Raw genomic sequence first — 26,701 nt, 5'->3', positions numbered from 1 at the left:
ACAACATGTTAATGCCTAAGAGAGTTAAACATCGTAAGGTACAGCGTGGTAGAATGAGAGGTAGAGCTACTAGAGGTAATTTTATAGCATATGGAGATTATGCTATACAGGCAACCGAATGTGGTTGGATCACAAGTAATCAAATAGAAGCTGCCAGAATAGCTATAAATAGATATATTAAAAGAGGAGGAAAACTTTGGATAAAAATTTTCCCCGATAAACCAATTACTGAGAAACCAGCAGAAACTCGTATGGGTTCAGGTAAAGGATCACCAGAGTATTGGGTAGCAGTAGTAAAACCTGATAGAGTATTATTTGAGTTATCAGGTGTTAGCGAAGAAATAGCAAGAGAAGCTATGAGACTTGCTGCTTATAAGTTACCTATAAAAACTAAATTTGTAACAAGAAAAGATTTTGAAAAAATTGGTGGTGAAAGCAATGAAGGCTAAAGAATTACAGGAATTAAGAAATAATAGCCCTCAAGACTTACAGGCGAAGCTAGCTGATTTTAAGTCCGAATTATTTAATTTAAGATTTCAATTGGCTATAGGTCAATTAGAGAACCCAATGAGGATAAAAGAGGTAAAAAGATCCATAGCTCAAGTAAAAACTATCATTAGAGAGAATGAACTAAGAACTTTAGAACAGTAGAGTGAAAGGAGGCTGTCCTGTGGAAAGAAAATCTAGAAAGACAAAGATAGGTAAAGTTGTTTCTGACAAGATGGATAAAACAGTAGTAGTTGCAGTGGCAACTAAAGTACGTCATCCATTATACGGAAAAATAATAAATAAAACTACTAAATTTAAGGTCCATGATGAAAAAAATGAAGCAAAATGTAATGATAGGGTATTGATAATGGAAACTAGACCTTTATCTAAAGATAAAAGATGGAGACTTGTTGAAGTAGTAGAAAAAGCTAAATAGTATATGAGCTGAAAGGAGGGTATTTCAATGATTCAACAACAGTCATTGTTGAAAGTTGCAGATAATTCTGGGGCTAAAGAGATTATGTGTATAAGAGTACTAGGTGGTTCCAAAAGAAAGTGGGGAAACATCGGTGATATAATAGTTGCTAGTGTTAAAAGTGCAACACCTGGCGGTGTTGTTAAAAAAGGAGAAGTAGTAAAAGCCGTTATCGTAAGATCGGTAAAGGGCTTAAGAAGAGCAGATGGTTCATACATAAAATTTGATGAAAATGCTGCAGTAATAATAAAAGATGATAAACAACCAAGAGGAACACGTATTTTCGGACCAGTTGCGAGAGAGCTAAGGGATAAAGATTTTACAAAAATATTATCATTAGCACCTGAAGTTCTATAAGATAAGGAGGTGTCTAGAATGGCAAAAGTACATGTAATAAAAAAAGATACAGTTATGGTTATATCAGGTAAAGATAAGGGGAAGATCGGAGAAGTATTATCAGTAAACCCTAAGTCTGGTAAAATCATTGTTAAAGACGTAAATGTTGTTACAAAACACCAAAAGCCAAATAGAGCTAATGTAGAAGGTGGAATAATTCATAAAGAAGCTCCAATATATAGTTCGAAAGTAATGCTATATTGTAACAAATGCAAAAACGTCACAAGAATAAGTCATAAGATATTAGATGATGGAACAAAAGTAAGAGTATGTAAAAAGTGCGGAGAAATATTTTAATCTTTGAAAGGAGGGCAAAACATGAGTTCAAGATTACAAGAAAAATATACTAAAGAAGTAGTTCCTGCTTTAATGGAAAAATTTAAATACAAGAATGTAATGCAGGCACCTAGATTAGAGAAAATAGTTATAAATATGGGTGTTGGCGAAGCTAAGGATAATCCAAAAGCTTTGGAATCAGCAGTAAATGACTTAACTATAATTACAGGACAAAAACCTGTATTAACTAGAGCAAAGAAATCAGTTGCAAATTTTAAAATAAGAGAAAATATGCCGATAGGTTGTAAAGTTACTTTGAGAAAGCAGTATATGTACGAATTTGCAGATAAACTAATAAATGTTGCACTTCCAAGAGTTAGAGATTTTTCAGGAGTTTCTGATAAATCATTTGATGGAAGAGGAAATTATTCATTAGGAATTAAGGAACAACTTATATTCCCTGAAATAGAATATGATAAGATAGATAAAATAAGAGGTATGGATATAATATTTGTTACAACAGCTAATACTGATGAAGAAGCAAGGGAATTACTTAGATTTCTTGGTATGCCATTTACTCAAAGATAAGGAGGGAAAAGCATGGCACGTAAAGCTTTGATAGAAAAATATAAAAAACAACCTAAATATCCAACTAGAGCTTATACAAGATGCAGAATATGTGGAAGACCTCATTCTGTTTTAAAGAAATATGGCATATGTCGTATTTGTTTTAGAGAACTTGCATATAAAGGTGAGATACCTGGATGCAGAAAAGCAAGTTGGTAATTAGATAGTCGTAAATGAAAGGAGGCACACAATAAATGGTAATGACTGATCCTATAGCAGATTTACTTACACGTATAAGAAATGCGAATATTGTTAGACATAAGATAGTAGAGGTACCTTCTTCAAATATTAAGAAGGCAATATTGAATATAATGCTTCAAGAAGGATACATTAAGGATTTAGAAGAATATACAGACGGTTCTGTTAATATGATAAGATTTTCTATGAAATATACTGAAGATAAAAAGAGAGTTATAACTGGACTTAAGAGAATTTCAAAACCGGGTTTAAGAGTATATTGTAGAAAAGAAGAAATTCCTAAAGTTTTAAATGGTTTAGGAATTGCTATAATATCGACTTCAAACGGAATTGTTACAGATAGAGAAGCAAGAAAATTAGGAGTAGGTGGAGAAGTACTTTGTTACATATGGTAGAGGGCCTACGAATACCACAGGAGGTGTAATAATGTCAAGAATAGGAAGACTTCCAATAGCTATTCCAGCTGGCGTGACAGTTACAGTAACACCTGATAATGTTGTTACTGTAAAAGGACCAAAAGGTCAGCTAGTTAAAGCTATGAGAAAAGAAATTAGTATAACAGTTGAAGATAATTCAATAATAGTTAAAAGAAGTAGTGATGAAAAACAAGTAAGAGCTTTACATGGATTGACTAGAGCACTTATAAATAATATGGTAATCGGAGTAACAGAAGGATATTCAAAAACTCTAGAACTTGTTGGAGTTGGATATAGAGCACAACTTAAAGGCAAGAAATTAGTTATGCATATAGGATATTCACATCCAGTTGAAATAGAACCTATAGAGGGAGTAACATTTGAAACTCCAAGTAGTACTCAGGTTGTAGTAAAGGGAATGGATAAAGAACTTGTTGGATATGTTGCAGCAGACATAAGAAACTGGAGGAAACCTGAGCCATACAAAGGAAAAGGAATTAAATATGAAAATGAACATATAAGACGTAAAGAAGGTAAAACTGGTAAGAAATAATAGAAAGGAGTGAATTTCTATGATTAAAAAAGATGACAAGAAGAAATTAAGAGCAAAACGTCATTTAAGAGTTCGTAAAAAAATTTTTGGGACTTCTGAAAGACCTAGACTTGCAGTTTATAGAAGTGAAAAGAATATATATGCTCAAGTAATAGATGATGTAAAGGGAATAACATTAGTTTCAGCCTCTACTTTAGATAAAGACTTTCAAGGAGTAGGAAGCAATAAAGAAGCAGCTAAGGTTGTTGGAAAAAACATTGCAGATAAAGCTATTAAAAATGGAATAAATGAAGTTGTATTTGATAGAGGCGGATATATATATCATGGAAGAATACAAAATCTAGCAGAAGGTGCAAGAGAAGCTGGTTTGAAATTCTAAAGAAGGAGGAAAATTAATGAGAATTGATCCTAGCACTTTGAATCTTAAAGAAAAAGTTGTATTTATAAATAGAGTTGCTAAGGTTGTTAAAGGTGGTAGAAATTTTAGATTTAGTGCACTAGTTGTGGTTGGAGATGAAGCTGGTCACGTTGGTGTTGGAAGCGGTAAATCTATAGAAATACCTGAAGCAATTAGAAAAGGAATAGAAGATGCAAAGAAAAATTTAATTGATGTTGCAATTGTAGGTACTACAGTACCTCATGATATTATAGGAAAGTTTGGAACTGGAAGAGTTCTTATAAAAACTGCATCAGAAGGAACAGGAGTTATAGCAGGTGGTCCAGCTAGAGCAGTACTTGAACTTGCTGGCTTGAAAGATGTTAGAGCAAAATCACTTGGAACAAACAATCCGATAAATATGGTAAATGCTACTATTAACGGTTTATCCAGACTAAGAACAGCAGAACAAATTGCTAATCTTAGAGGTAAAACTGTTGAAGAGATTTTAGGTTAGGAGGTAATACCTTTGGCTAAACTTAAAATAACTTTGGAAAAAAGTTTAATAGGAAGAAAAAAGAGTCATATAGCTACAGTTCAAGCACTTGGACTAAAAAAGATAAGAAGTGTAGTAGAGAAAGAAGATACTCCTCAGATAAGAGGTATGATAAAAAAAGTTAGTTATCTTTTAAAAGTAGAAGAAGCGTAATAGGAGGAGGTGCAAAAATGAAACTTCATGATTTGAAAGCCCCATTAGGATCAAAAAAATCCCGTAAAAGAGTTGGTAGAGGTACAGGATCAGGATTAGGTAGAAATGCTGGTAAAGGTGAAAAAGGACAGAATGCAAGATCCGGAGGTGGAGTAAGATTAGGATTCGAAGGAGGTCAAATGCCTTTATTTAGAAGAATTCCTAAAAGAGGATTTACTAATATATTTGCCAAAGAATATTCACATATTAATGTGGAAAGATTAAATATATTTGAAGATGGAACAGAGGTTACTCCACAGTTACTTTTAGAAAAAGGAATAATAAAGAAATCAAAAGATGGGCTAAAAGTACTTGGAAATGGAGAATTAAATAAGAAACTTACAGTAAAGGCAGCCAAGTTTACAAAAGCTGCGGCAGAAAAAATAGAAGCTGCTGGAGGAAAAGTTGAGGTGATATAAGGTGTTATCAACCTTACATAATGCCTGGAAAGTTCCAGATTTAAAAAAAAGATTGTTGTTTACTTTTGCTATGATAGTAATTTTTAGAATGGGTAATTTTATACCTGTTCCTGGAGTTGATACTGCAAAGTTGGCTAATTTGACCACAGGTGGATCATTGATTGGTTTTTATGATTTAATATCTGGTGGTGCATTTAGTAGATTTAGTATATTTGCAATGGGTGTTATTCCCTTTATTAATTCTTCCATCATAATGCAATTGCTTACAGTAGCTATACCACGTTTAGAGCAGTTATCTAAAGAAGGGGAAGAAGGAAGAAAAAAAATACAGGAGTATACAAGATATGCATCTGTACCTTTAGGTGTAATACAGGGGTTTAGTATATATGCAATAATAGCTAGAGCAGGTGCACTTGCAGATTCATCTAGCAAATTGAGTATATTTATGATAATACTTACTGTTACAACTGCTTCAACTTTTTTAATGTGGCTTGGAGATAAAATTACAGAACATGGTATTGGTAATGGAGTTTCTTTAATAATATTTATAAATATTATTTCGAGATTTCCATCTACGATAATGGGAATTCTAAAGTTACAGCAAACTCAGATAGTTAATTTTATTGAAGTAATAGGATTTGTAGTAGTTGTTGTGCTACTATTTGTAGCAGTTGTAATTACAACTTTATCAGAAAGAAGGATTCCTATTCAGTATGCTGGTAAAACTGCTGGTGGAAGAATGTATAAAGGCCAATCCACTAACATTCCTATTAATGTAAATGGATCGGCAGTCATTGGAATAATATTTGCTATATCTGTTATGCAATTTCCAACGACTATAGGACAGTTTTTCCCTAATTCAGCATTTTATAAATTTGTATCTATGAGTAAATATAGTCCTTTTAGGGAAAGTAGTTGGGAATATGCATTAATGTATTTTGTACTAACAATCTTTTTTACATGGTTCTATACTGAAGTAACTTTAAAACCTGATGAAATGGCAGAAAATATGAATAAATCTTCTGGATTTATTCCAGGCATAAGACCAGGTGAGCCAACAGCTTTGTATATAGAAAGAGTTTTAACAAAGGTATCAATTTTAGGAGGAGCTTTTGCAGGGATAATAGCAATAGCACCTATAATTGCCGAAACCTATACTAATTTTAAGGGAATATATTTTGGTGGAACTGGATTGCTTATAATAGTCAATGTTGCAATTGAAACTATTAGACAGATAGAATCTCAATTGTTAATGCGCCATTACCATGGATTTTTAAAGTAAAGATAATTTGGAGATGATACAATTGAAAATAGTTTTATTAGGTCCTCCGGGAGCAGGAAAAGGAACTCAAGCTAAACTTATAAGTGATAAATATTCTATACCGCATATATCCACAGGAGATATTTTTAGAAAAAATATCTCTGAGAAAACTCAACTTGGAATAAAGGCTAAAAGTTATTTAGATGCTGGGAAATTGGTACCAGATGATGTTACTATAAGTATAGTAAAAGATAGATTGAATATGGAAGATTGTAAAAATGGATTTCTTTTAGATGGATTCCCAAGAACAGTAAATCAAGCAAAAGCGCTTGATGATTTCTTAGATGATATAAAGGGAATAGATATAGCTTTACTTATAGATGTTCCAAAAGAATTAATTCTTGATAGAATGACTGGTAGGAGAGTATGTACATCTTGTGGTGCAAGTTACCATATTAAATTTAATCCTACTAAAGTAGATGGTAAGTGTGATGTTTGTGGTGGAGATGTAGTTCAAAGAAAAGATGACACTGAATCTACCGTTAAAGATAGATTGGATGTATATGAAAAGCAAACTCAACCATTGATAGGATATTATAAAGATAAAAATAAACTCTCAATAGTTGATGGAACTGGAGAAATAGGAGAAGTCTTTGAAAGGGTTAAGAAGTCCTTAGGAGCAGTATGTGAATGATAATTATAAAGACAGATAGAGAAATTGAATTTATGAGAAGTGCAGGCAAAATAGTTGCAGAAACATTAGAGAAAATTCATCAGGTAATAAAGCCTGGAATAAATACTTATGAATTGGATAAAATTGCAGATGAATATATAAGATCAAAAGATGCAATACCTTCTTTCAAAGGTTATTATGGATTTCCTTCATCAATATGCACTTCTGTAAACTCGGAAGTAGTTCATGGCATACCATCAAAGAGCATAGTACTTCATGAAGGAGATATAGTAAGTGTGGATTGTGGTGCTATATTTAAGGGGTATAATGGTGATGCAGCAAGAACTTTTGAAGTTGGAGAAGTTTCTCATGAAGCACATAATTTGATTAATGTAACTAGGGAAAGCTTTTTTAAGGGCGTAGAACATGCTGTAATTGGAAATAGACTTACTGATATATCTCATGCTATTCAGTCATATGTAGAAAGTTTCAATTATTCTGTTGTAAGAGATTATGTAGGTCATGGCATAGGTCGTTCTATGCATGAAGATCCTGTAGTGCCTAACTTTGGTAAACCAGGAAGAGGACCTAAACTATTAAAGGGAATGTGTTTAGCTATTGAGCCTATGGTTAATATCGGCAGATATAATATCGAAGTCCAACAGAATAACTGGACAGCTGTCACTGTAGATAGAAGCTTGTCAGCTCATTATGAGAATACAATTGCTATATTAGAAAATGGTCCAGAGATAACAACCTTAATTGAATAGTAGAGGTGATTTATTTGACCATTGATGATTGTATAGGAAGAGTAGTTTTATCTAAGGCTGGAAGAGATAAGGGAAAGTTCTTTATAGTAATAGGAATATCAGATGAAAATCATGTATATATAAGTGATGGTGAGCTTAGGACTATAGAAAGACCAAAGAAAAAGAAATTTAAGCACTTAGATTTTATGGATTGTAAATTCAAAGATATAGAAAAAATGCTAAGCACACATCAAGAAGTTACTAATTCCATGATAAAGAGTTTTTTGCAGTCTTACGACAAGAATAAGGAGGTTTGATTACCTTATGTCAAAAGATGATGTTATAGAAATGCAAGGTACTGTTTTGGAAGCTTTACCTAATGCAATGTTTGAAGTAAAATTGGAAAGCGGACATAAAATATTAGCACATATATCAGGTAAATTGAGAATGAACTTTATAAGAATACTACCAGGCGATAAAGTTACAGTTGAACTTTCTCCATATGATTTGACTCGTGGGAGAATAACCTGGAGAGCAAAGTAATTAAGGAGGGTTAGCTATGAAAGTAAGACCATCAGTTAAGCCTATCTGTGAAAAGTGCAAAGTAATAAAAAGAAAAGGGAAAGTAATGGTAATTTGTGAAAACCCTAAGCACAAGCAGAAACAAGGCTGAATAAAAATTGTGAATAAAGAGTGTTTGAGTTAATGATGTTTTAAGGTGCGGCTGCAGCAAAATTATAAATTTTGCTTACCTTGAAGCTTTATATAAAATAAATTGAAATATCCTTAACAAGCAGATAACTAGGAGGTGTAATTAATGGCAAGAATATCAGGTGTCGATCTACCAAAAGAAAAAAGAGTAGAAATAGGTCTAACATACATATTTGGAATAGGCTTGTCTACTTCTCGAAAAATTCTTAAAGAAACTGGAGTAAATCCAGATACACGAGTAAAGGACTTGACAGAAGAAGAAGTAAATCTTCTTAGAGATAGCATAAAAAATCTTAAAGTTGAAGGTGACTTAAGAAGAGAAACTGCTTTAAATATAAAGAGATTAATAGAAATAGGTTCATATAGAGGAATAAGACATAGAAGAGGTCTTCCTGTTAGAGGACAAAAGACAAAGACAAATGCAAGAACTAGAAAAGGTCCTAAAAAAATGGTAGGAGCTAAGAAGAAAAAGTTAGTATAAGGAGGTAAATAGATGGCAGCAGGATCAAAGGTTAAAAAGTCAAGAAGAAAAAAAGAAAGAAAAAATGTAGAACATGGCTGTGCACATATTAAGTCAACTTTCAACAATTCTATTGTTACTATAACTGACGCTGTTGGAAATACATTGTCCTGGGCTAGTGCAGGTGGCTTAGGATTTAGAGGATCAAGAAAAAGTACTCCATTTGCTGCACAAATGGCAGCTGAAGCTTCAGCTAAAGCTGCTATGGAGCATGGATTAAAGAGCATAGAAGTATATGTAAAAGGACCAGGTGCGGGAAGAGAAGCAGCTATAAGATCACTTCAAGCTGCAGGTTTGGAGGTAACTCTCATAAAAGATGTAACCCCAATACCACATAATGGTTGTAGACCACCAAAGAGAAGAAGAGTTTAGTAATAGGAGGTGTAATTTTTAATGGCAAGATATACTCAATCAGTGTGCAGACTTTGCAGACGAGAAGGTTTAAAGCTATTTCTTAAAGGAGATAGATGCTATACAGATAAATGTGCAGTTTCAAGAAGAGCGTATGCACCAGGACAGCATGGACAGGGAAGAAAAAAGATATCAAACTATGGCTTACAATTGAGAGAAAAACAGAAAGCTAAAAGAATATATGGTGTATTAGAGGGTCAATTTAGAAAATATTATGAGAAAGCTGATAGAAAAAGAGGTATAACAGGTGAAAACCTACTTAAACTTCTTGAAATGAGACTTGATAATGTAGTATTTAAGTTAGGCTATGGTCAATCAAGATCAGAAGCTAGACAATTAGTTACTCATGGACATTTTTTGGTAAATGGTAAAAAAGTTGATATTCCTTCTTATGAAGTATCAGTTGATGATGTTATATCTATTTGTGAAAAAAGTAGATCATCAGAAAAATTTAAGGCTTTTGCAGAAAATCCTAAGACTTTACCAGCTTGGTTAGAGGGAAATGTAGAAAATTTTGAAGGAAAAGTTGTTAGGGAACCTTCAAGAGAAGATATAGACATTCCAGTTAACGAAACATTAATTGTAGAGTTATATAGTAAGTAGTCAATATAGAAATCAGTTGCCCTCAAAATAAATTATAATATAAATAGAAGGAGGGTTATATTCATGTTAGAAATAGAAAAGCCAAAAATAGAGTGTGTAGAATTAAGTGAAGATGGTAAATACGGAAAATTCGTAGTTGAACCATTAGAAAGAGGCTATGGTATTACTCTTGGAAATGCACTTAGGAGAATACTTCTTTCTTCTCTTCCAGGAGTAGCTGCTAAACATGTAAAAATTGAAGGAGTACTTCATGAGTTTTCAACAGTTCCTGGAGTAAAAGAAGATGTTGCTGAATTAATTTTAAACATAAAATCATTAGCATTGAAGATGGATGGTGATGATCCTAAGACTATATATATAGATGCTGAAGGACCAGGAGAAGTAAAAGCTGGGGATATAAAAACTGATGGAGAAGTTGAAATAGTAAATCCTGATTTGCACATAGCTACTTTAGACGATAATGCAAAATTATATATGGAGATTATGGTTACTGCTGGAAGAGGATATGTACCTCAAGCCAGAAATAAAACTGAAGATATGCCTATAGGTACAATACCAGTAGATTCTATATACACTCCTGTAAAAAGAGTTAATTTTAATGTTGAAAACACTAGAGTTGGCCAAATTACAGATTATGATAAGTTGTCTCTTGAAGTATGGACTAATGGAACTATAATGCCGGATGAGGCTATAAGTTTGTCAGCTAAGATATTGATAGAGCACTTTAAATTATTTATGACTCTTACAGACCATGCAAATAATGTAGAAATAATGGTCGAAAAAGAGGAAGATAAAAAAGAAAAAGTTCTAGAGATGACTATTGAAGAACTTGATCTTTCTGTAAGGAGTTACAATTGCTTAAAGAGAGCTGGTATAAATACTGTTCAGGAATTAACTGAAAGAACTATGGATGATATGATGAAAGTTAGAAACTTAGGTAAAAAGTCTTTGGAAGAAGTTGAACAAAAATTGGATGCTTTAGGATTATCCTTAAAGCAAAATGAAGAATAATAAATTAGTATGTTTAGTATAGAAGTTCATAATAATTTATTTACAGACAAGGAGGGATATAGATGGCTTCATATCGTAAATTAGGTCGTCCAACCGATCAAAGAAAAGCAATGCTTAGGAATCTTGTTACTAGTTTCTTAAAACATGAAAAAATTCAAACTACATCTACTAGAGCTCAGGAAACTAGAAATTTAGCAGAGAAGATGATTACATTAGCTAAAAGAGGAGATCTCCATGCCAGAAGGCAGGTACTTTCCTTTGTTACTGAAGAAGATGTTGTAAAAAAATTATTTGATAATATAGCTCCTAAATATAATGAGAGAAATGGCGGATATACAAGAATGTATAAAATGGGTCCAAGAAGAGGAGACGGAGCTGAGTTAGTTATATTGGAATTGGTATAAAAAGCTCAGGGGATTAAGTTAGCTTAATCCCCATTTTAATATATTTATAAATTTTTATATGTGATATTCTTTAATTTATATTTTAAACGTGGTATATTTAATAATAGTATAGTTATTAAAAGTATTCAGCTTCTTTGTAAAGGGAGTGAGGTGTTTATATGAAAGAAAAAATGATTGATTGTAAAAATTTAAGTTTTAGTTATGATGATAGTGATAAAAAAAATTCAAAATTAGTTGTAGATGATGTTACATTTAAAATTGATAAAGGTGATTTTATAGCTATTTTAGGGAGAAATGGTTCCGGAAAATCTACATTGGCCAAACACATGAATGCATTGTTAATTCCTACTGAAGGGAAAATGTATGTAGGAGATTTAGATACTTCAGATAAGAAAAATACATGGAATATAAGAAATAGAGCCGGAATGGTTTTTCAAAATCCAGATAATCAGATTGTTGCAACTATTGTAGAAGAAGATGTGGCTTTTGGCCCAGAAAATTTAGGCATTGATCCTAAAGATATAAGAGCCAGAGTTAATGATTGTTTGAAAAGTGTAAATATGTATGAATACAGAAAACATGCACCTCATTTACTTTCAGGTGGTCAAAAACAGAGAGTAGCAATAGCAGGAGTCCTTGCAATGAGGCCTGAGTGTATAATATTTGATGAATCAACTGCAATGCTAGATCCATCTGGAAGAAAAGAAGTAATGAATACTATAAAAGAAATAAATCATAAGTATAAGATAACTGTAATTTTAATTACACACTATATGGATGAAGCAGCACAAGCTGATAAAATAATTGTTATAGATAAGGGAAAAGTTTCCATGCAGGGAACTCCTAGAGATATATTTAGTCATGTTCAGAAGATGAAAAATTTAGGACTTGATGTTCCTCAAATTACTGAATTGGCTTACGAACTAAAGAAGAGTGGAATTAATATACAATCTAATATATTGACTATAGATGAGATGGTGAAGGAATTATGTCGATTGAAATAAAAAATTTGACCCATATATATATGCCAGGATCTCCTTTCGAAAAAAAAGCTATAGATGATGTTAATCTTAAAATAGAAGAGGGAGAGTTTATAGCACTTATAGGTCATACTGGATCAGGAAAATCAACACTTATTCAACATATAAATGGACTTCTAAAGCCAAGTTTTGGTAAAATATTAATTGATGGAGTTGATATAACGGATAAAAATACAAATCTTAATTTTATCAGAAAAAAGGTAGGTTTAGTATTTCAGTATCCAGAATATCAATTATTTGAGGAAACAATTGAAAAGGACATTTCTTTTGGACCTAGAAATCTGGGTCTAAGTGATGATGAGATAAATAAAAGAGTAAAAAGAGCTATGAATATGGTTGGCTTAGAGTATGATAAATATAAAGATAAATCTCCATTTGAAGTAAGTGGAGGTCAAAAGAGAAGAGTAGCTATAGCAGGCGTAGTTGCAATGGAACCTAAGATATTAATATTAGATGAACCTACTGCAGGTTTGGATCCTGAGGGAAGAGATGAAATACTTGGTAAAATAAAAGATTTACATAAAGAATATAATATGACTATAATTCTTGTATCTCATAGTATGGAAGATGTTGCAAAACTTGCAGATAGAATACTTGTTATGCATAAAGGTAAATGCATATTGGATGGACCACCTAGAAAGGTATTCTCTCAAGTAGATACGTTGGAAAGTGTGGGATTAGCTGTTCCTCAAGTTACATACCTTGCTAGGAAGCTAAAAGATAAAGGATTTGATATTTCTACTAATGTATTTACAGTAGAACAAGCAAAAAGTGAAATACTTAGAATATTAAATAAAGGATAGGAAAGTTAGTTATGATTAAAGATATTACTATAGGACAGTATGTACCTGGAAATTCTTTTGTCCATAAATTAGATCCGCGAGTTAAAATATTAATCTCTATAGTTTATATTATAGATTTATTTATAGTAAACAATTTTAGAGGATATATATTTATAGTACTTTTTACATTTATAGCTATAGCAATATCAAAAGTGAAATTTGCTTATATCTATAAAGGACTAAAACCAATTCTAATTTTGGCACTTATAACTGCAGTTTTAAATATATTTATGACTACAGGAGTAAATCCGCCTTTGTTTAAATGGAAGTTTATTTCTATATATAGAGAAGGATTAATTGTAGCTGCATTTATGGTTTTAAGACTTGTATTTCTAATAATAGGTACATCACTTTTGACACTTACCACATCACCTATTGAACTTACGGATGGAATTGAAAAATTATTAAATCCTATGAAAAAAATAGGAGTACCAGCTCATGAATTAGCTATGATGATGACTATAGCTCTTAGATTTATACCTACACTTATGGATGAAACTGATAAGATAATGAAAGCTCAAATGGCTAGAGGAGCAGATTTCGAGTCTGGTAATTTAGTACATAGGGCAAAAAGTATTATACCAATTTTAGTGCCACTTTTTATAAGTTCATTTAGACGTGCAGATGAATTAGCTATGGCTATGGAAGCAAGATGTTATAGGGGCGGAGATGGAAGAACAAGAATGAAACAATTAAAGATTACCAACAAAGATTTTACTGCATCTCTAGCTACTATGTGCTTAGTTATTATATCAATATTTAGTAGAATATGGTGGAATTAATGAAAAATATAAAACTAGTTATTGAATATGATGGAACTAATTATTCAGGTTGGCAAAGACAGAAAAATGCAATGACTATACAGGAAAAACTTGAAAATGCTATAAAGTCTTTAACGGGAAAATTTTGTGAAGTTATAGGATCAAGTAGAACTGATGCAGGTGTTCATGCAAGAGGATTTGTATGCAATTTTATGACTGATAGTAAAATACCACCTGATAAATTTAAAATGGCTTTAAATAGAATACTTCCTGAAGATATAGTAGTGCTTAAATCCCAAGAAGTTGATATGAGTTTTCATGCAAGATATTCAAGTAAGGGAAAAATGTACACTTATACTATTGTAACAGGTGATAATAGACCAGCTATTGGTAGAAATTATATGTACTATTTTTATAGAAAATTGAATTTAGAAGATATGCAGAAGGCATGTAAATTTTTTTTAGGTACACATGATTTTTCTGCTTTTAAATCAAATGGGAGTTCTGTAAAAACTTCAGTTAGAACTATAAAGAATTTTATAGTACATAAAAATGATAAGATATTTAAGTTTGATGTTGTAGGCGATGGATTTTTATATAATATGGTAAGGATAATGGTGGGAACTGTTCTAGAAGTTGGTGTTGGAAAGCTTAAACCTGAAGATATACCTAACATACTTGAATCAAAAGATAGGTCTAAAGCAGGTAAGCCAGTACCACCTATGGGATTGTGTCTTGAAAAGGTATTTTATTAGTAGTAGAGTGTTAGTTTTGAGCATTTATAATATATTGACACACCAGGATGATTGTATTATAATATAAATGTTTGTATTTAGGCATAAAGGATCCACTAGCCCCGGATCTTTATATAGATAAATGCGAGTATAGTAAAAAGTTCAAGGAGGAAAACCGGGATGAAATCGTACATTGCAAAACCACAGGATATTGAAAGAAAATGGTATATTGTTGATGCAGCTGGAAAGCCATTAGGAAGAGTAGCAAGTCAGGTTGCTTCAATATTGAGAGGAAAAAATAAGCCTATATTTACACCAAATGTAGATACTGGAGATTATGTTATTGTAATAAATTCAGAAAAGGTAGTCTTAACTGGTAAAAAATTGGATCAGAAGTTTTTAAGACATCATTCACTTTATGCAGGTGGATTAAAAGAAACTCCATATAGAGATGCTTTGCAGAAGAAGCCAGAGTTTGTATTTGAAGAAGCTGTTAGAAGAATGCTTCCAAAGGGAGTATTGGGAAGAAAAATGTTCAAAAAATTAAAGGTATATAAAGGTTCAGAGCATAAACATGAAGCTCAGAAACCAGAAGTATTAGAATTAAGATATTAGTTGGAAGCTGAAAGGAGGATAAAAATGGCTAAAGTTCAGTATTTAGGAACAGGAAGAAGAAAAAAATCAGTAGCAAGAGTTAGACTTGTACCTGGAGAAGGTAAAGTAATAATAAATAAAAGAGATATCGAAGATTATTTTGGATTGGAAACATTGAGGGTTATAGTAAGGCAGCCTTTGGAATTAACTTCAACAAAGGATAAGTTTGATGTACTAGTAAATGTTTATGGTGGAGGATTCACTGGTCAGGCTGGAGCTATAAGACACGGAATATCAAGAGCACTTTTAAAAGCAGATCAAAATTTAAGACCTGAGTTAAAAAAGGCTGGATTCTTAACAAGAGATCCAAGAATGAAAGAAAGAAAGAAATATGGTCTTAAAAAAGCAAGAAGAGCTCCACAATTTTCAAAGAGATAGTTTATTCACATATTATTATTATAATTTTATACTTAAAATTGAATTGTATAATAGAAAGGTTTTTTATAAAGCCTTTCTATTTTTTTCGTATATTTTTATTTACTTATGATAAAAATAAGCAATAGAATTTATGAAAGGAATTGATATATATTATGGGGAATAAAATTATGAAGAAATTAATATGTACAGTGATAGTATCTATTTTACTTACTCAACTTTTTCAATATACAGTATATGCAGATTCTAGTTTTGTTAATAAAAGTTCTAAGGATGAAATTACTATACTTATAGATCCGGGACATGGAGGAATGGATGGTGGTGCTGAAACAAAAGATGGTATTATAGAAAAAGATATAAACTTAAAAATAAGTATGAAATTAAGGGATAGATTAAAAAAACAGGGATATAAAGTATTTATGACAAGAAATACCGACAAAGGGTTATATGGATCAGAAGGAAAAATAAGAAAGAAAAAAATTGAAGATTTAAATAATAGAGTTAAATTAAAGAAAGATACTCACTGTGATATGTTTGTAAGCATACATTTAAATATGTTTCCACAATCAAAATATTATGGTGCACAGGTTTGGTATTCAAAGAATGATGAAAGTAAGAAACTGGCAAGAATAGTGCAAAATAATTTAATTCAAGATTTAGATAGAAATAATAATAGGCGTGAGAAAGCTGCTTCGAATTTATATAAAATACTTAGAGAAAATGATACAATGCCATCAATAATAGTTGAGTGTGGGTTTTTATCAAATTATGAAGAAAAACAAAAGTTAATATCAGATAGTTATCAAGAAAAGATAGCAGTATCACTATCTAAATCTATTAATGAATATTATGAGAATTTAAATAAGTAGGTTTGTTGCATATATATAATTAATTGTGATACTATTAATTTGCAGTATGAGTAATTTGATTAATTTGATTAATTTTGAGGTGGTTAAAATAGACATTAAATTAGATAAGCTAAGTAGTGTTCCACTTTATATACAATTAAAAAAGCAAATAATGTATCTAATAAAAGAAGATACTTTAAAAGTAGGTAATAAAATGCCAACTGAGAGAGAGTTATCTGAAAGTTTAAAAGTAAGCAGAAATACTATAAGTTCGGCATATAATGAATTGGAACAAGAAGGTGTATTGAGATCTTACCAAGGAAGAGGTACATTTGTTGCTGAAGATACTAATTCATGGAAGATACAAAATGTAAAGGAGAAAATAACAAAGTTTATAGATCTTGCTTTCGAAGAAGCAGTAGAAACTGGTATAAAGTCTGATGAATTTTTGGAGATTGTAACTAGAAGAGTAAAAGAAAAAACTAATATGATGAAAAGAATTAACGCTGTATACGTTGAATGTAATATTGAGCAAGCTAAGATGTTTAGTGAACAACTTATGGAAAGCACAGATATGAATGTAATACCACTTACTATAAATGATTTGAAAGATGGAAGTCAAAAAGTTAAAGATATTATAGAGAATTGTCAGGTAATAATAGCAACTTTCAATCATGTAAATGAAGTTATAAGCATTACAAGTGGATTTGGTAAAGAAGTAATAGGATTAGCTATAAATGTGGATTTAGAAACAATAGTTAAAATTGCAAGATATCCTCAAAATACTAGGTTTGCATTTATATGTATTTCAAATCAATTTATGTTTAAAGCTAGAAGTGCACTAGAAAAGGCAGGATTAGGTGGTATAAATATTCAATATTCAAATACTAAGAACAAAAATGAGCTCAAAAAAATAACGAATAATTCTGATGTTATAATAGTATCACCTGGAAGATATGATGATGTAAAGGAAGTTGTATCTTCAGATAAACGCATATTAGAATTTGTATATAATTTGGACGATAGTTCTGTAAAGGCACTAAAATCTAAGATAATTGAGTTGAAGTACAAAAAATAATATTTTTAAAAACAATAGTAATAAGAAATACTATGATATAAAGGAGGAGTGTTAATTTATGAGGGAAGTAAATGTTAACGAGATAGTTCAGGCCGTTAAAAAATTGTGCATTGAATCTAATTACTATCTTTCAAAAGATGTTGTGGATAGAATAAAATTTGCAAGGGAAAAAGAAAATTGGCCTTCGGCACAAAATGTACTAGATAGGATTTTAGAAAATATAGATATAGCTAAGAATAATAATTTTCCTATGTGTCAAGATACAGGTATGGCATGTGTATTTATAAAAATTGGACAAGAAGTACATATTGTTGGGGGAAGTATAGAAGATGCAGTAAATGAAGGAGTAAGACAAGGATATATAGATGGATATTTGAGAAAATCTGTAGTTTCCGATCCACTTAGAAGAAAGAATACTGGAGATAATACTCCTGCTATTATAAATTATGAGATAGTACCAGGAGATAAACTGAATATCGTTGTGGCTCCAAAAGGAATTGGTTCTGAGAATATGAGTCAGATAAAAATGTTAAAACCATCTGATGGCGTAGATGGAGTAAAGAATTTTGTAATAAAAGTAGTAAAAGAAGCAGGACCAAATCCATGCCCTCCAATTGTAGTTGGAGTAGGTATTGGTGGCAATTTCGACAAAGCAGCTAGTCTTGCTAAGAAATCTCTTATAAGACCTCTTAATAAAAGAAATGAAGATGAATTTTATAGAAATATGGAAGAAGAACTTCTAGAAAAAATAAATTCTCTTGGGATAGGACCTCAAGGATTGGGCGGGAAGACTACTGCCTTGGCTGTAAATATAGAAACTTATCCTACTCATATAGCAGGATTACCTGTAGCTGTAAATATAAATTGTCATGTTACAAGACACAAGGAAATTGAGCTTTAATAAAAATAAAAAAAGAAAGGGATGAAAGCTGCGAATATTGCAGTGTAATATATGGATAAAATAATAGAAACTCCTCTTACAACTGAAAAAGTTAAAAATTTACATGTAGGTGATAGTGTATTTATTTCTGGAACAATATATACTGCTAGAGATGCTGCACATAAAAGACTTATAGAATTATTAAATAAAGGAAAAAAACTTCCTTTTGATATAGAAAATCAGATAATATATTATGTAGGACCTACACCTCCTAAGCCAGGTAGACCTATAGGATCTGCTGGGCCTACAACTAGTTATAGAATGGATAGTTTTACCCCTACACTGCTTGATATAGGATTGAAAGGAATGATTGGTAAAGGATTTAGATCTAAAGAAGTTGTAGAATCAATGAAGAAAAATAAGGCTGTATATTTTGGAGCCATAGGGGGAGCGGCTGCTCTTATTGCAAAATCAATAAAGAGTTCAGAAATAATAGCTTATGAAGATCTTGGTTCAGAAGCTATTAGAAAACTCACAGTAGATAGATTACCTGTAATTGTAGTAATTGATTGTGAAGGTAACAATTTGTATGAATTAGGACCTAGAAACTATCTAAATAGTTTAAAATCTTAATATTTTAGTAGTATTTTAATTGATAAAATAACCAATATAAATAGATAGAATATATAATTGGTAGGAGATATATACATATGAATCTAAGACATGGAACAAATAAAATTTCATTAAAAGTAAAAGCAATAATATTTTGTGCATTGAGTGTAATTGTAATTGTAATTGCTGCTAAAAATATTATAAATAATAATAGTATGAAAGATAAAAGTACAAATAATACATCTCAAACTGCAACAGGACAAAAGATTATAAAAGAATCTAAAAGTGAAGATGGGGAAACTAAAGATAAAGAGGCAGAGAAATTAGAAAGTCAATATAAAAAAGCTGAAAGTTTGTTTAGAAATAAGCAGTATGCAGAATCTATAAAAGAAGCGGACAGTATTATAAAACAGGATAAAGATTTTTATAAGGCATATAACATAAAGGGAATAGCATTATGTTATAGTAATAATTTTGAAGAGGGAATGAATAATATAGATAAATCACTTGAATTAAATCCAGAATATGGATATGCAAGGTTTAATAAGGCTCTTGCGTATGAACTATATGGACAATATGATAAAGCTCTTATATGGTATGATAAGGACTTACAGATAGAGGATTATGTATGGAGTTATTATGGTAAAGCAAGTATTTATGGAAGAAGAGGGGATGTGGAAAATACAGTAAAATATTTAAAAATTGCACTTAACATGGCTCCTGAAATAAAGAGTATAGCTAAAAATGAAAAGGACTTTGATCCTGTTAGGAATTCAAAATCCTTTCAAGATTTGTTTAAATAAATTTTAATTAAATATCAATGAGTTTTATTTATATGTATACCGTATTTTTTACATTTTAGTGAAACAGTTCGATGAGTTAATCCTAGTGCTTTACCTGCTTTATTATAGCTTCCATATTTTTTTACAGCTTTTTCTATAATTTCTCTTTCATATTCTTTCATAGTTGCAATTTCTCCATCTTTTAAGTTTATTAATTCTTCCGTATCATGATTTTCTCCTTTTATAAAAAATGGTAAATCATTTGAGTGTATTGTATCACCATCACACATGTTTATTGCTCTTTCTATTATATTTTCTAATTCTCTTATATTTCCAGGCCAGTGATATTCACGAAGGTAATTTAATGACTTTTTATCTATTTTATAAACCTTTTTATTAAGTTTCTTACTTATTTTTTTTATAAAGTGTTCAACTAAAAGATTTATATCTTCTTTTCTATCTCTGAGAGGAGGTAATAATATACTTATAACATTTAACCTATAGTAAAGATCTTCTCTGAATTTATTTTGTTTTAACATTTCTTCCAGATTTTTATTTGTGGCAGCTATTATTCTTACATCAACTTTGTGGGTAACAAGTCCACCTACACTTTCAAATTCTCTTTCTTGAAGCACTCTTAATATTTTAACTTGCATTGATAGAGGCATGTCACCTATTTCATCTAAAAAGATAGTTCCTCCATCAGCTAATTCAAATTTACCTGGCTTGCTTTTTACAGCTCCAGTAAAAGCACCTTTTTCATAACCAAACAATTCACTTTCAAATAAATTCTCTGGGATAGCAGCACAATTTATTCTAATAAAAGGTTCATTTTTCCTATTGCTATTGTTATGTATTGCTTTTGCTATAAGTTCTTTACCTGTTCCACTTTCTCCTCTAATAAGCACAGTAGAAGTTGATTTTGACGCTTTGTCAGCTACTATTAGGCATTCTTTTAAAGAGCCGCTATTGCCGATTATAGAATCAAATGATCCATTTATTCCGTTATGCCTATTCAATTCTTCTTTGTAGTAATTTAGCTTTTCTTCTGAATTCTTTAACTTTTGAATAAGATCTTTTAGTTCATCCGCAGCCCTTGATATTGACATTACTCCTTTGAATTTTTTATCTGCAAATATTGGAGTAACTGTAGATATTATTGTTTTATTGTCTTTGTGATAAACTTGATTACTGATAGATTTTTTAGAATTGTATACCTTTATTATTAAATCATTTGGAGAGATATCTATTAAGTCTTTTCCGACTATATCTGAATTTTTTACATTGTAGTGTTTTTCATAAGCAGGATTTATATAACTTACAATTCTCCTATCATCTACAAAGCATATTAATTCATGAGAAGCTTCTAGTATTTTTTTAAATCTTTCATTTAATTCTTTTATACCTACGAGCTCTGATATATCTTGAAATACACCTAAAGCACCTATAACCATTCCATTTGAAAATATAGGAGATCTATTTGCAATTACAAGCTTATCATTTATATACTGGGTTTCTCCAACTTTTTTCTTTTTTGATTTTAATATATTAGGGAGATCTGAAGTTGGAATTACATTTTTTACAAATCGTCCAGTAACTTCACTTATACTTTTGTTAACTATTTTTAGACCGTAGTCATTCATTGTAGTGATACGAGCATTTTCATCTATTACTACAATTCCAACTGGAATATTTTTTACTATTTGTTCATATGCTATAGTGTTCTGTTCTATTATATCATCTATTTTTGATGTAGTAGGATTGTTATCTGCTAAGTCATTAATTATGAAATTGCACATATCATGCACAGCTTTTTTGCCATTTTCTGTATCTTCATTGCAACATACTTCAATTGTTTCATTTTGCTTTATTTTAAGAGATACTAAAGCAAGCATACTTATAGCTAGAGGTGCCTTAGATGAAAGTGTTTTTATGTATAGATTTATTCCAAGTTTATTTTTAATTTGTACTGCCTTATGAACAATTATAGCAGCAATTCTAGTGTGAATTCCATTTGGAATTGGTACAGTTATTACATTTTTGTACATATAATACTCCTTTCTGATAAAAAATATCAATGTACAGAATAAACTTGATAAAAAGTATCAACAGATATATTATAATACTAAAGTTACTTGTAAGTCTAGCATTTAGAGTATGCCTTATATATATATGATTCCATATTAATATAAATACTTGATATTTTTTATCATGGTTATAATTGGTAACGTTATATTTTAGAATTAGTAAGGCCTTATAACTATTGATTTGTTATGAAAAAGAGTTGTTTTGGAGTGAATAATACATATAATATGCGGAAAAATTAAAACTATTATATATTGGTATGAAATTTGCTATAATAAAAATATAGGTATTTTGATAGTAAATAAAAATTAATAGTGAAATAATTAAGGAGGAACATAAATGAAAAAAGGTATTGCAGCTTCAAAAGGGTACTCTATAGGTAAAGTTTTTCTTAAAGAGGATAAAGAAATAAAGATAGAGAGTAGAAAAGTAGATGATGTAAAAGAGGAAATTTCGAGATTCAAAACTGCACTAGAAGCTTCAAAAAAACAACTTGAAGAAATAAAAGCAAAAGCAGAAAAAGAAGTAGGAGCTGATAAGGCTGCAGTATTTGATAGTCACATTATGCTTTTAGATGATCCTGAATTTGCAGGTTCAATAGAAGGTAAGATTGAGAATGATAGTGTAAATGCAGAAAAGGCACTTTCTGATGTAGTAGAAATGTATATGGCAACATTTGCAGCTATGGAAGATGAATATTTAAGAGAAAGAGGAGCAGATGTAAAGGACGTAGGGAAGAGAATACTTGCTAATCTTACAGGTAATATATCCGGAATGTCTGAATTAGAAGAGAACACAGTAATAGTTGCTCATGATTTAACACCATCTGATACAGCTCAACTTGATAAGAATAAAGTTATAGCATTTTTGACTGATATAGGAGGAAGAACTTCTCATAGTGCTATTATGTCAAGAACTTTAGAGATACCAGCAGTTGTCGGAATGAAAGATATAACTTTATCAGTAAAAAATGGTGATACTATAATTGTAGATGGAATTGAAGGTGTTGCTATAATAAATCCTGATGAGAAAACTATAAAGGAATATGAAGCAAAAAGAGAAGCTTATGAGAAGGAAAAGGCTGAACTTAAAAAGTTAATAAATGTAGAAACAAAGACCAAAGATGGTAAACGTATTTTAGTTGCAGGAAATATAGGTAAGCCACAAGATGTTGATCAGGTTATAAAAAATGGTGCAGATGCTATAGGACTTTTCAGAACTGAATTCTTATATATGGATAGAGATGAAATGCCAGCAGAAGAAGAACAGTTTGAAGCTTATAAATATGTTCTTGAAAAAATGGGAGATAAACCAGTTGTTATAAGGACACTAGACATAGGTGGAGATAAGAAGCTTTCATACCTTCCACTTCCTGAAGAGATGAATCCTTTTTTGGGATATAGAGCTATAAGATTATGCCTTGATAGACATGATATATTTAAAGTACAGTTAAGAGCACTTCTTAGGGCATCAATTTATGGAAACCTTAAAATAATGTTCCCTATGATATCTTCACTTGAGGAAATTGTTCAAGCAAAAGAAGTTATTAATGAATGCAAAGAAGAACTGAAAAAAGAAGGAAAGAAATATAGCGATGATATAGAAATAGGAATAATGGTTGAAATACCAGCTGCTGCAGTAAATTCTGAAGAACTTGCAAAGCATGTTGATTTCTTCAGTATAGGAACTAATGATTTGATTCAATATACTTTGGCAGCAGATAGAATGAATGAAAAGGTATCATATTTATATAATCCAATGCACCCAGCAGTTCTAAAGCTTATACAAATGACTATAGAGTCTGCTCATAAAGCAGGAAAATGGTGTGGTATGTGCGGTGAAATGGCTGGAGATGAAAGGGCAATTCCTACACTTACAAAATATGGACTTGATGAGTTCTCAATGAGTGCATCATCAATATTGAAGGCAAAACAACTCATAATGGAAAACTAATATGAACTTAACTTAAATCCCCAAATAATCATTATTTGGGGATTTTTTATATTGTTCCATTGAAAAAAAATTAATTTACTGTTAATCTATAAATACAGTATAATTGCCTTGATAGGAGGGATATTATGAAAAATTTTAAAAATATTAAGAATGTATTTATGTGTTCATTAATGGTTGTGTTAATACTCAGTCTTAGCGGATGTGGTAAAAAAAGCGGTAGTACATCTCAAACAAATGAAAGTAATAAAGTTACCAGTTTCCAAAAATCAGTTGAAGGATCGGAAAGCGCTAGTAATAACAGTGATAAAGAAAAAGATGATAATGTGAATAAAAAAGCTAAAGCTCTAAGTGAAATTCAATTTACAAAAACTAAGCTTGCAGATGATGCTAGTGTAGAATTTAATACACCATGGAAGGATTCGGAAGATGGTAGCTATAGTGCATGTATAGAAGGTAAGGGAAGCGAAGCTTTAGAAGAAGGACAAGGAAAGATAATCGTAAAAGGAAATGATTCCGTATATTCCTTTAGTATAAAAGACAATGCAAAAAAGACACCTAAATCAATTGAATGGGCTGATAATGAGAACTTACTTGTTGTTATTTCCTATGCTACAGGAACAGTTGCAAAAGGTGGAAACTTGTATATGCTAAATGTAAATACAGGAGATACTTATTTGGTTTTAGATACTCAAAGTGATAAAAAGCAAATAATGTCTGCTAGTAAAAATGGAAGTAAACTAGAGTTGAAAGTCAATATATATGATGATGATGTGTATAATGAATCTCATATAGAAAATTGGAGTATTGACCCCTTTGATCCAACTCTAAATAGTGATATGAAGGTAAAGAATTCTGATGGAAAGGTAATATTTGAAATATAGAGGATTATTTACGTCTTTAAATTACTAAGGGAGAATATGTATGGATAAGTCTCAAAAAGTATATATTAAAGCTTTGAATAAATACAATAATGGATATATAGATAAATCTATTGAACTCTGTGAAAAAAGTATATCTATGAATATAAAAAACAGTGCTGCAATTAATCTTAAAGGACTTCTTGAATATTTAAAGGGAAATATAACTTCAGCACAGAAACTGTGGAGTATGAACTTCAAAGTAAATAAAAATGAAGTATCAAAGAGATATCTTGAGAGTTCTAGGAAAGATATAAACAATATGAAGCTTTATACAAAAGCAGTTTCATTAATGAATAATCTTAAAATAAATGAGGCTGTACTATTACTCGAAAAGTGTAGCAAAAGTGATTTTAATAGTATAAATGTGAACAACTGCCTTGCGGAGTGCTATATAAAAAAAGGTGAGTATGATAAAGCAATTGTTGCTTTGGATAAAATTTTTAAAATTGATATAAAAAATAGTCGAGCTAAAAAAACAAAAAAAATTCTCAAAAATATAAGGCCAGTACACAGAAATCAAAATTTAAAGAAGACAATACCAATGTTTATAATAATTATTTTAGTAATTATTTTATGTGTAGGAACTTATGAACTTATATTCAATAGGAATATACATAAAGCTGCGCCACAAGCGAAAAAGGTTGATTCAAGTACTGAATTAGATAAAAACAAAGGGAATGATAAGATAGAGTCATCAGATATAAAAAACGTTGATAATAAAGAAACAGATAAGGTAAATAGCACAAAATTTTCATATGATGTAATTAAAAATTATATGGCTAATAAAGACTATGATAATTTGTACAATGAACTTGAAAAAATTAACAATATAGATCAATTAACTATAAATGATAAAGAACTTTTAGCTGAGGCAAAAAATCTTATGAAATCTGAAGGGGTAAATTATTTTTATGAAAAGGGATGTAATTACTTAAGTAATAAAGAGTATGCTAATGCAAAAAGTTATCTTGAAAAAGCTCTTAAGTATGGACAATCATCTTATATATATCCTCACATAATATATATGCTTGGATATGATTTGGATATGAGTGGGAATTTTGAAGGTGCTATAAAATATTATGATAAATATGATAAAAATTATCCAAATGGAGATTATGAGGAAACAGTGCTCTACCGACTTGCGCTTATTTATAAGAATCTAGATATATCAAAGGCTAAAGTATATGCACAGAAACTTATAGATAAAAATTCTTCGTCTATTTACAACAATTCAATAATAAATTCTTTGATTCAAAATTAAATATATGATTAAAAATATTGACTAAGTGAATAATAAGATATAAAATATAATTAAAATATATACCCTATGGGGGTATTAGGAGGTAGAAGAAATGATAAAAGAAATAAAAGATGAAAATTTTTCAAAGTCAGTTAATGAATCAGGAGAACCTGTAGTTGTAGATTTTTGGGCATCATGGTGCGGACCATGTAAAATGCTTTCGCCTATAATGGATGAAGTTTCAGAAGAATTAGGTGGCAAAGCTAAGTTTTTCAAATTAAATGTAGATGAAAATCCTAATACAGCTTCTGAATTTAAAATTTCTAGTATACCTACTGTTATGGTATTTAAAAATGGAAATGTAGTTGATAAATTTGTAGGATTTAGACCTAAAGATGCTGTAAAGCAAGTTGTAGAAAAGCATATATAATATTATATATGAAAGAGTTTGCTTTAAAAATTAAAATGACAAATTAACTGTAATGTTGATTTGTCATTTTATATTAGATATGAGCATAATTAAAAAATTAAATACAAGAAAAAGGAAATATTATAGATTGAAAAATAAAAGTTAAAAATTT

40 protein-coding genes are annotated in these 26,701 nt (G+C 30.6%); 39 read left to right on the top strand and 1 reads right to left on the bottom strand.

Translation table 11 applies throughout. The features are described from left to right. The first annotated feature begins 5 nt into the window (after positions 1 to 5). The 35 genes from rplP to H2684_RS10510 all read left to right on the top strand — a co-directional run bounded on the left by rplP (position 6) and on the right by H2684_RS10510 (position 19,943). Positions 6 to 449, top strand: coding sequence for a 50S ribosomal protein L16 (gene rplP, locus H2684_RS10680; RefSeq protein WP_182089392.1), 444 nt, complete (start codon positions 6 to 8; stop codon positions 447 to 449). After that, positions 439 to 651 carry a 50S ribosomal protein L29 gene (gene rpmC / locus H2684_RS10675; protein ID WP_182089391.1) on the top strand — a complete coding sequence of 71 codons (213 nt, stop codon included), beginning with the start codon at positions 439 to 441 and terminating at the stop codon, positions 649 to 651. Before rplP ends, rpmC begins: the two co-directional genes overlap by 11 nt. A gap of 19 nt (positions 652 to 670) precedes the next feature. Continuing rightward, positions 671 to 925 carry a 30S ribosomal protein S17 gene (gene rpsQ, locus H2684_RS10670; RefSeq protein WP_182089390.1) on the top strand — a complete coding sequence of 85 codons (255 nt, stop codon included), beginning with the start codon at positions 671 to 673 and terminating at the stop codon, positions 923 to 925. 27 nt (positions 926 to 952) lie between these two features. Next, entirely contained in the window at positions 953 to 1,321 is a 369-nt protein-coding gene (gene rplN, locus H2684_RS10665) for a 50S ribosomal protein L14 (RefSeq protein ID WP_182089389.1), read from the top strand. 18 nt (positions 1,322 to 1,339) lie between these two features. Further along, positions 1,340 to 1,657 carry a 50S ribosomal protein L24 gene (gene rplX, locus H2684_RS10660; RefSeq protein WP_182089388.1) on the top strand — a complete coding sequence of 106 codons (318 nt, stop codon included), beginning with the start codon at positions 1,340 to 1,342 and terminating at the stop codon, positions 1,655 to 1,657. Between the two features lie 21 nt (positions 1,658 to 1,678). Next, entirely contained in the window at positions 1,679 to 2,224 is a 546-nt protein-coding gene (gene rplE / locus H2684_RS10655) for a 50S ribosomal protein L5 (RefSeq protein ID WP_182089387.1), read from the top strand. A gap of 12 nt (positions 2,225 to 2,236) precedes the next feature. Continuing rightward, positions 2,237 to 2,422, top strand: coding sequence for a type Z 30S ribosomal protein S14 (locus tag H2684_RS10650; protein ID WP_182089386.1), 186 nt, complete (start codon positions 2,237 to 2,239; stop codon positions 2,420 to 2,422). A 35-nt stretch (positions 2,423 to 2,457) separates the two neighbouring features. Further along, positions 2,458 to 2,856, top strand: a complete 399-nt coding sequence (rpsH, locus tag H2684_RS10645; RefSeq protein ID WP_182089385.1) for a 30S ribosomal protein S8 — start codon at positions 2,458 to 2,460, stop codon at positions 2,854 to 2,856. 31 nt (positions 2,857 to 2,887) lie between these two features. Continuing rightward, positions 2,888 to 3,430, top strand: coding sequence for a 50S ribosomal protein L6 (gene rplF, locus H2684_RS10640; protein WP_182089384.1), 543 nt, complete (start codon positions 2,888 to 2,890; stop codon positions 3,428 to 3,430). Positions 3,431 to 3,449: 19 nt separating this feature from the next. Continuing rightward, positions 3,450 to 3,809 (top strand): 50S ribosomal protein L18, encoded by a 360-nt coding sequence (rplR, locus tag H2684_RS10635; RefSeq protein ID WP_182089383.1) that lies wholly within the window; start codon positions 3,450 to 3,452, stop codon positions 3,807 to 3,809. Between the two features lie 16 nt (positions 3,810 to 3,825). After that, the gene (gene rpsE / locus H2684_RS10630; RefSeq protein ID WP_182089382.1) at positions 3,826 to 4,323 is read left to right on the top strand and encodes a 30S ribosomal protein S5; all 498 of its coding nucleotides are present in this window, start codon (positions 3,826 to 3,828) and stop codon (positions 4,321 to 4,323) included. Positions 4,324 to 4,335: 12 nt separating this feature from the next. Further along, positions 4,336 to 4,515, top strand: coding sequence for a 50S ribosomal protein L30 (gene rpmD / locus H2684_RS10625; protein WP_182089381.1), 180 nt, complete (start codon positions 4,336 to 4,338; stop codon positions 4,513 to 4,515). Positions 4,516 to 4,532: 17 nt separating this feature from the next. Then, positions 4,533 to 4,973 carry a 50S ribosomal protein L15 gene (gene rplO, locus H2684_RS10620; protein ID WP_182089380.1) on the top strand — a complete coding sequence of 147 codons (441 nt, stop codon included), beginning with the start codon at positions 4,533 to 4,535 and terminating at the stop codon, positions 4,971 to 4,973. Between the two features lies 1 nt (position 4,974). Beyond that, on the top strand, positions 4,975 to 6,255 hold the full coding sequence (gene secY, locus H2684_RS10615; RefSeq protein ID WP_182089379.1) for a preprotein translocase subunit SecY: 1,281 nt from the start codon (positions 4,975 to 4,977) through the stop codon (positions 6,253 to 6,255). Positions 6,256 to 6,277: 22 nt separating this feature from the next. After that, positions 6,278 to 6,928: an adenylate kinase gene (locus H2684_RS10610; protein ID WP_182089378.1), complete on the top strand. Its 651-nt coding sequence runs from the start codon at positions 6,278 to 6,280 to the stop codon at positions 6,926 to 6,928. Further along, positions 6,925 to 7,677, top strand: a complete 753-nt coding sequence (map, locus tag H2684_RS10605) for a type I methionyl aminopeptidase (RefSeq protein ID WP_182089377.1) — start codon at positions 6,925 to 6,927, stop codon at positions 7,675 to 7,677. Before H2684_RS10610 ends, map begins: the two co-directional genes overlap by 4 nt. 20 nt (positions 7,678 to 7,697) lie before the next feature. Further along, complete coding sequence (locus H2684_RS10600; RefSeq protein WP_182089428.1) at positions 7,698 to 7,973, top strand: KOW domain-containing RNA-binding protein; 276 nt, start codon at positions 7,698 to 7,700, stop codon at positions 7,971 to 7,973. Between the two features lie 7 nt (positions 7,974 to 7,980). Continuing rightward, positions 7,981 to 8,199, top strand: a complete 219-nt coding sequence (gene infA / locus H2684_RS10595) for a translation initiation factor IF-1 (protein WP_119969985.1) — start codon at positions 7,981 to 7,983, stop codon at positions 8,197 to 8,199. A 16-nt stretch (positions 8,200 to 8,215) separates the two neighbouring features. Next, on the top strand, positions 8,216 to 8,329 hold the full coding sequence (gene rpmJ / locus H2684_RS10590; RefSeq protein ID WP_002509257.1) for a 50S ribosomal protein L36: 114 nt from the start codon (positions 8,216 to 8,218) through the stop codon (positions 8,327 to 8,329). Positions 8,330 to 8,473: 144 nt separating this feature from the next. Then, positions 8,474 to 8,848: a 30S ribosomal protein S13 gene (gene rpsM, locus H2684_RS10585; RefSeq protein WP_182089376.1), complete on the top strand. Its 375-nt coding sequence runs from the start codon at positions 8,474 to 8,476 to the stop codon at positions 8,846 to 8,848. A gap of 12 nt (positions 8,849 to 8,860) precedes the next feature. Beyond that, positions 8,861 to 9,259, top strand: a complete 399-nt coding sequence (gene rpsK / locus H2684_RS10580; protein ID WP_182089375.1) for a 30S ribosomal protein S11 — start codon at positions 8,861 to 8,863, stop codon at positions 9,257 to 9,259. A 21-nt stretch (positions 9,260 to 9,280) separates the two neighbouring features. After that, complete coding sequence (gene rpsD, locus H2684_RS10575) at positions 9,281 to 9,901, top strand: 30S ribosomal protein S4 (protein ID WP_182089374.1); 621 nt, start codon at positions 9,281 to 9,283, stop codon at positions 9,899 to 9,901. Positions 9,902 to 9,964: 63 nt separating this feature from the next. Next, positions 9,965 to 10,912 carry a DNA-directed RNA polymerase subunit alpha gene (locus H2684_RS10570; RefSeq protein ID WP_182089373.1) on the top strand — a complete coding sequence of 316 codons (948 nt, stop codon included), beginning with the start codon at positions 9,965 to 9,967 and terminating at the stop codon, positions 10,910 to 10,912. A gap of 62 nt (positions 10,913 to 10,974) precedes the next feature. Then, positions 10,975 to 11,316, top strand: coding sequence for a 50S ribosomal protein L17 (gene rplQ, locus H2684_RS10565; RefSeq protein ID WP_182089372.1), 342 nt, complete (start codon positions 10,975 to 10,977; stop codon positions 11,314 to 11,316). 158 nt (positions 11,317 to 11,474) lie between these two features. Then, positions 11,475 to 12,320 (top strand): energy-coupling factor transporter ATPase, encoded by an 846-nt coding sequence (locus H2684_RS10560; protein ID WP_182089371.1) that lies wholly within the window; start codon positions 11,475 to 11,477, stop codon positions 12,318 to 12,320. Then, positions 12,305 to 13,159, top strand: a complete 855-nt coding sequence (locus tag H2684_RS10555) for an energy-coupling factor transporter ATPase (protein ID WP_182089370.1) — start codon at positions 12,305 to 12,307, stop codon at positions 13,157 to 13,159. Before H2684_RS10560 ends, H2684_RS10555 begins: the two co-directional genes overlap by 16 nt. An 11-nt stretch (positions 13,160 to 13,170) precedes the next feature. Continuing rightward, complete coding sequence (locus H2684_RS10550; RefSeq protein ID WP_182089369.1) at positions 13,171 to 13,980, top strand: energy-coupling factor transporter transmembrane component T; 810 nt, start codon at positions 13,171 to 13,173, stop codon at positions 13,978 to 13,980. Next, positions 13,980 to 14,714: a tRNA pseudouridine(38-40) synthase TruA gene (gene truA, locus H2684_RS10545; RefSeq protein WP_182089368.1), complete on the top strand. Its 735-nt coding sequence runs from the start codon at positions 13,980 to 13,982 to the stop codon at positions 14,712 to 14,714. Before H2684_RS10550 ends, truA begins: the two co-directional genes overlap by 1 nt. Positions 14,715 to 14,873: 159 nt before the next feature. Beyond that, positions 14,874 to 15,308 carry a 50S ribosomal protein L13 gene (rplM, locus tag H2684_RS10540; protein ID WP_182089367.1) on the top strand — a complete coding sequence of 145 codons (435 nt, stop codon included), beginning with the start codon at positions 14,874 to 14,876 and terminating at the stop codon, positions 15,306 to 15,308. Between the two features lie 24 nt (positions 15,309 to 15,332). After that, a complete protein-coding gene (gene rpsI, locus H2684_RS10535; protein ID WP_182089366.1) occupies positions 15,333 to 15,725 on the top strand; it encodes a 30S ribosomal protein S9 in 393 nt (130 codons plus the stop codon). 167 nt (positions 15,726 to 15,892) lie between these two features. Further along, on the top strand, positions 15,893 to 16,591 hold the full coding sequence (cwlD, locus tag H2684_RS10530) for an N-acetylmuramoyl-L-alanine amidase CwlD (RefSeq protein WP_243159333.1): 699 nt from the start codon (positions 15,893 to 15,895) through the stop codon (positions 16,589 to 16,591). A 46-nt stretch (positions 16,592 to 16,637) separates the two neighbouring features. Next, positions 16,638 to 17,648, top strand: a complete 1,011-nt coding sequence (locus tag H2684_RS10525; RefSeq protein WP_182089364.1) for a GntR family transcriptional regulator — start codon at positions 16,638 to 16,640, stop codon at positions 17,646 to 17,648. Positions 17,649 to 17,706: 58 nt separating this feature from the next. Next, positions 17,707 to 18,549: a fumarate hydratase gene (locus tag H2684_RS10520; RefSeq protein ID WP_182089363.1), complete on the top strand. Its 843-nt coding sequence runs from the start codon at positions 17,707 to 17,709 to the stop codon at positions 18,547 to 18,549. Between the two features lie 51 nt (positions 18,550 to 18,600). Further along, a complete protein-coding gene (locus H2684_RS10515; protein ID WP_182089362.1) occupies positions 18,601 to 19,161 on the top strand; it encodes a Fe-S-containing hydro-lyase in 561 nt (186 codons plus the stop codon). 77 nt (positions 19,162 to 19,238) lie between these two features. Continuing rightward, a complete protein-coding gene (locus H2684_RS10510) occupies positions 19,239 to 19,943 on the top strand; it encodes a tetratricopeptide repeat protein (RefSeq protein ID WP_182089361.1) in 705 nt (234 codons plus the stop codon). 14 nt (positions 19,944 to 19,957) lie between these two features. On the opposite strand, the gene H2684_RS10505 is transcribed toward H2684_RS10510, so the two are convergent. Then, positions 19,958 to 21,970: a sigma 54-interacting transcriptional regulator gene (locus H2684_RS10505; RefSeq protein WP_182089360.1), complete on the bottom strand. Its 2,013-nt coding sequence runs from the start codon at positions 21,968 to 21,970 to the stop codon at positions 19,958 to 19,960. 376 nt (positions 21,971 to 22,346) lie between these two features. On the opposite strand from H2684_RS10505, the gene ptsP reads away from it, so the two are divergent. From ptsP to trxA, 4 genes are all read left to right on the top strand, one after another. After that, entirely contained in the window at positions 22,347 to 23,960 is a 1,614-nt protein-coding gene (gene ptsP, locus H2684_RS10500) for a phosphoenolpyruvate--protein phosphotransferase (RefSeq protein WP_182089359.1), read from the top strand. A 125-nt stretch (positions 23,961 to 24,085) separates the two neighbouring features. After that, entirely contained in the window at positions 24,086 to 24,841 is a 756-nt protein-coding gene (locus H2684_RS10495) for a DUF4652 domain-containing protein (RefSeq protein WP_182089358.1), read from the top strand. A 40-nt stretch (positions 24,842 to 24,881) separates the two neighbouring features. After that, a complete protein-coding gene (locus H2684_RS10490; RefSeq protein WP_182089357.1) occupies positions 24,882 to 26,141 on the top strand; it encodes a tetratricopeptide repeat protein in 1,260 nt (419 codons plus the stop codon). A gap of 91 nt (positions 26,142 to 26,232) precedes the next feature. Next, positions 26,233 to 26,550 carry a thioredoxin gene (gene trxA / locus H2684_RS10485; protein ID WP_182089356.1) on the top strand — a complete coding sequence of 106 codons (318 nt, stop codon included), beginning with the start codon at positions 26,233 to 26,235 and terminating at the stop codon, positions 26,548 to 26,550. Positions 26,551 to 26,701: the final 151 nt, after the last annotated feature.

Source organism: Clostridium sp. cel8, assembly GCF_014050525.1.
GTDB lineage: Bacteria > Bacillota > Clostridia > Clostridiales > Clostridiaceae > Clostridium_B.
The sequence above is the reverse complement of the archived record's forward strand: the minus strand, read 5'-3'. Positions and strand labels throughout refer to the sequence as shown.

What these genes read in the sequence shown, in the direction of transcription:
- map (WP_182089377.1), top strand. Translation starts at nt 6,925, where the DNA reads ATGATAATTATAAAGACAGATAGAGAAATTGAATTTATGAGAAGTGCA.
- H2684_RS10555 (WP_182089370.1), top strand. Translation starts at nt 12,305, where the DNA reads ATGTCGATTGAAATAAAAAATTTGACCCATATATATATGCCAGGATCT.
- rpsH (WP_182089385.1), top strand. Translation starts at nt 2,458, where the DNA reads ATGGTAATGACTGATCCTATAGCAGATTTACTTACACGTATAAGAAAT.
- rpsK (WP_182089375.1), top strand. Translation starts at nt 8,861, where the DNA reads ATGGCAGCAGGATCAAAGGTTAAAAAGTCAAGAAGAAAAAAAGAAAGA.
- rplF (WP_182089384.1), top strand. Translation starts at nt 2,888, where the DNA reads ATGTCAAGAATAGGAAGACTTCCAATAGCTATTCCAGCTGGCGTGACA.
- rpmC (WP_182089391.1), top strand. Translation starts at nt 439, where the DNA reads ATGAAGGCTAAAGAATTACAGGAATTAAGAAATAATAGCCCTCAAGAC.
- cwlD (WP_243159333.1), top strand. Translation starts at nt 15,893, where the DNA reads ATGAAGAAATTAATATGTACAGTGATAGTATCTATTTTACTTACTCAA.
- rplN (WP_182089389.1), top strand. Translation starts at nt 953, where the DNA reads ATGATTCAACAACAGTCATTGTTGAAAGTTGCAGATAATTCTGGGGCT.
- H2684_RS10560 (WP_182089371.1), top strand. Translation starts at nt 11,475, where the DNA reads ATGAAAGAAAAAATGATTGATTGTAAAAATTTAAGTTTTAGTTATGAT.
- rpsI (WP_182089366.1), top strand. Translation starts at nt 15,333, where the DNA reads ATGGCTAAAGTTCAGTATTTAGGAACAGGAAGAAGAAAAAAATCAGTA.
- truA (WP_182089368.1), top strand. Translation starts at nt 13,980, where the DNA reads ATGAAAAATATAAAACTAGTTATTGAATATGATGGAACTAATTATTCA.
- rplO (WP_182089380.1), top strand. Translation starts at nt 4,533, where the DNA reads ATGAAACTTCATGATTTGAAAGCCCCATTAGGATCAAAAAAATCCCGT.
- rplP (WP_182089392.1), top strand. Translation starts at nt 6, where the DNA reads ATGTTAATGCCTAAGAGAGTTAAACATCGTAAGGTACAGCGTGGTAGA.
- H2684_RS10525 (WP_182089364.1), top strand. Translation starts at nt 16,638, where the DNA reads ATGAGTAATTTGATTAATTTGATTAATTTTGAGGTGGTTAAAATAGAC.
- H2684_RS10650 (WP_182089386.1), top strand. Translation starts at nt 2,237, where the DNA reads ATGGCACGTAAAGCTTTGATAGAAAAATATAAAAAACAACCTAAATAT.
- H2684_RS10515 (WP_182089362.1), top strand. Translation starts at nt 18,601, where the DNA reads ATGGATAAAATAATAGAAACTCCTCTTACAACTGAAAAAGTTAAAAAT.
- H2684_RS10495 (WP_182089358.1), top strand. Translation starts at nt 24,086, where the DNA reads ATGAAAAATTTTAAAAATATTAAGAATGTATTTATGTGTTCATTAATG.
- rpmJ (WP_002509257.1), top strand. Translation starts at nt 8,216, where the DNA reads ATGAAAGTAAGACCATCAGTTAAGCCTATCTGTGAAAAGTGCAAAGTA.
- rplE (WP_182089387.1), top strand. Translation starts at nt 1,679, where the DNA reads ATGAGTTCAAGATTACAAGAAAAATATACTAAAGAAGTAGTTCCTGCT.
- infA (WP_119969985.1), top strand. Translation starts at nt 7,981, where the DNA reads ATGTCAAAAGATGATGTTATAGAAATGCAAGGTACTGTTTTGGAAGCT.
- H2684_RS10550 (WP_182089369.1), top strand. Translation starts at nt 13,171, where the DNA reads ATGATTAAAGATATTACTATAGGACAGTATGTACCTGGAAATTCTTTT.
- H2684_RS10520 (WP_182089363.1), top strand. Translation starts at nt 17,707, where the DNA reads ATGAGGGAAGTAAATGTTAACGAGATAGTTCAGGCCGTTAAAAAATTG.
- rplR (WP_182089383.1), top strand. Translation starts at nt 3,450, where the DNA reads ATGATTAAAAAAGATGACAAGAAGAAATTAAGAGCAAAACGTCATTTA.
- rplX (WP_182089388.1), top strand. Translation starts at nt 1,340, where the DNA reads ATGGCAAAAGTACATGTAATAAAAAAAGATACAGTTATGGTTATATCA.
- rplQ (WP_182089372.1), top strand. Translation starts at nt 10,975, where the DNA reads ATGGCTTCATATCGTAAATTAGGTCGTCCAACCGATCAAAGAAAAGCA.
- rpsD (WP_182089374.1), top strand. Translation starts at nt 9,281, where the DNA reads ATGGCAAGATATACTCAATCAGTGTGCAGACTTTGCAGACGAGAAGGT.
- ptsP (WP_182089359.1), top strand. Translation starts at nt 22,347, where the DNA reads ATGAAAAAAGGTATTGCAGCTTCAAAAGGGTACTCTATAGGTAAAGTT.
- H2684_RS10490 (WP_182089357.1), top strand. Translation starts at nt 24,882, where the DNA reads ATGGATAAGTCTCAAAAAGTATATATTAAAGCTTTGAATAAATACAAT.
- rpsM (WP_182089376.1), top strand. Translation starts at nt 8,474, where the DNA reads ATGGCAAGAATATCAGGTGTCGATCTACCAAAAGAAAAAAGAGTAGAA.
- H2684_RS10510 (WP_182089361.1), top strand. Translation starts at nt 19,239, where the DNA reads ATGAATCTAAGACATGGAACAAATAAAATTTCATTAAAAGTAAAAGCA.
- rpsE (WP_182089382.1), top strand. Translation starts at nt 3,826, where the DNA reads ATGAGAATTGATCCTAGCACTTTGAATCTTAAAGAAAAAGTTGTATTT.
- rplM (WP_182089367.1), top strand. Translation starts at nt 14,874, where the DNA reads ATGAAATCGTACATTGCAAAACCACAGGATATTGAAAGAAAATGGTAT.
- trxA (WP_182089356.1), top strand. Translation starts at nt 26,233, where the DNA reads ATGATAAAAGAAATAAAAGATGAAAATTTTTCAAAGTCAGTTAATGAA.
- H2684_RS10570 (WP_182089373.1), top strand. Translation starts at nt 9,965, where the DNA reads ATGTTAGAAATAGAAAAGCCAAAAATAGAGTGTGTAGAATTAAGTGAA.
- H2684_RS10505 (WP_182089360.1), bottom strand. Translation starts at nt 21,970, where the DNA reads ATGTACAAAAATGTAATAACTGTACCAATTCCAAATGGAATTCACACT.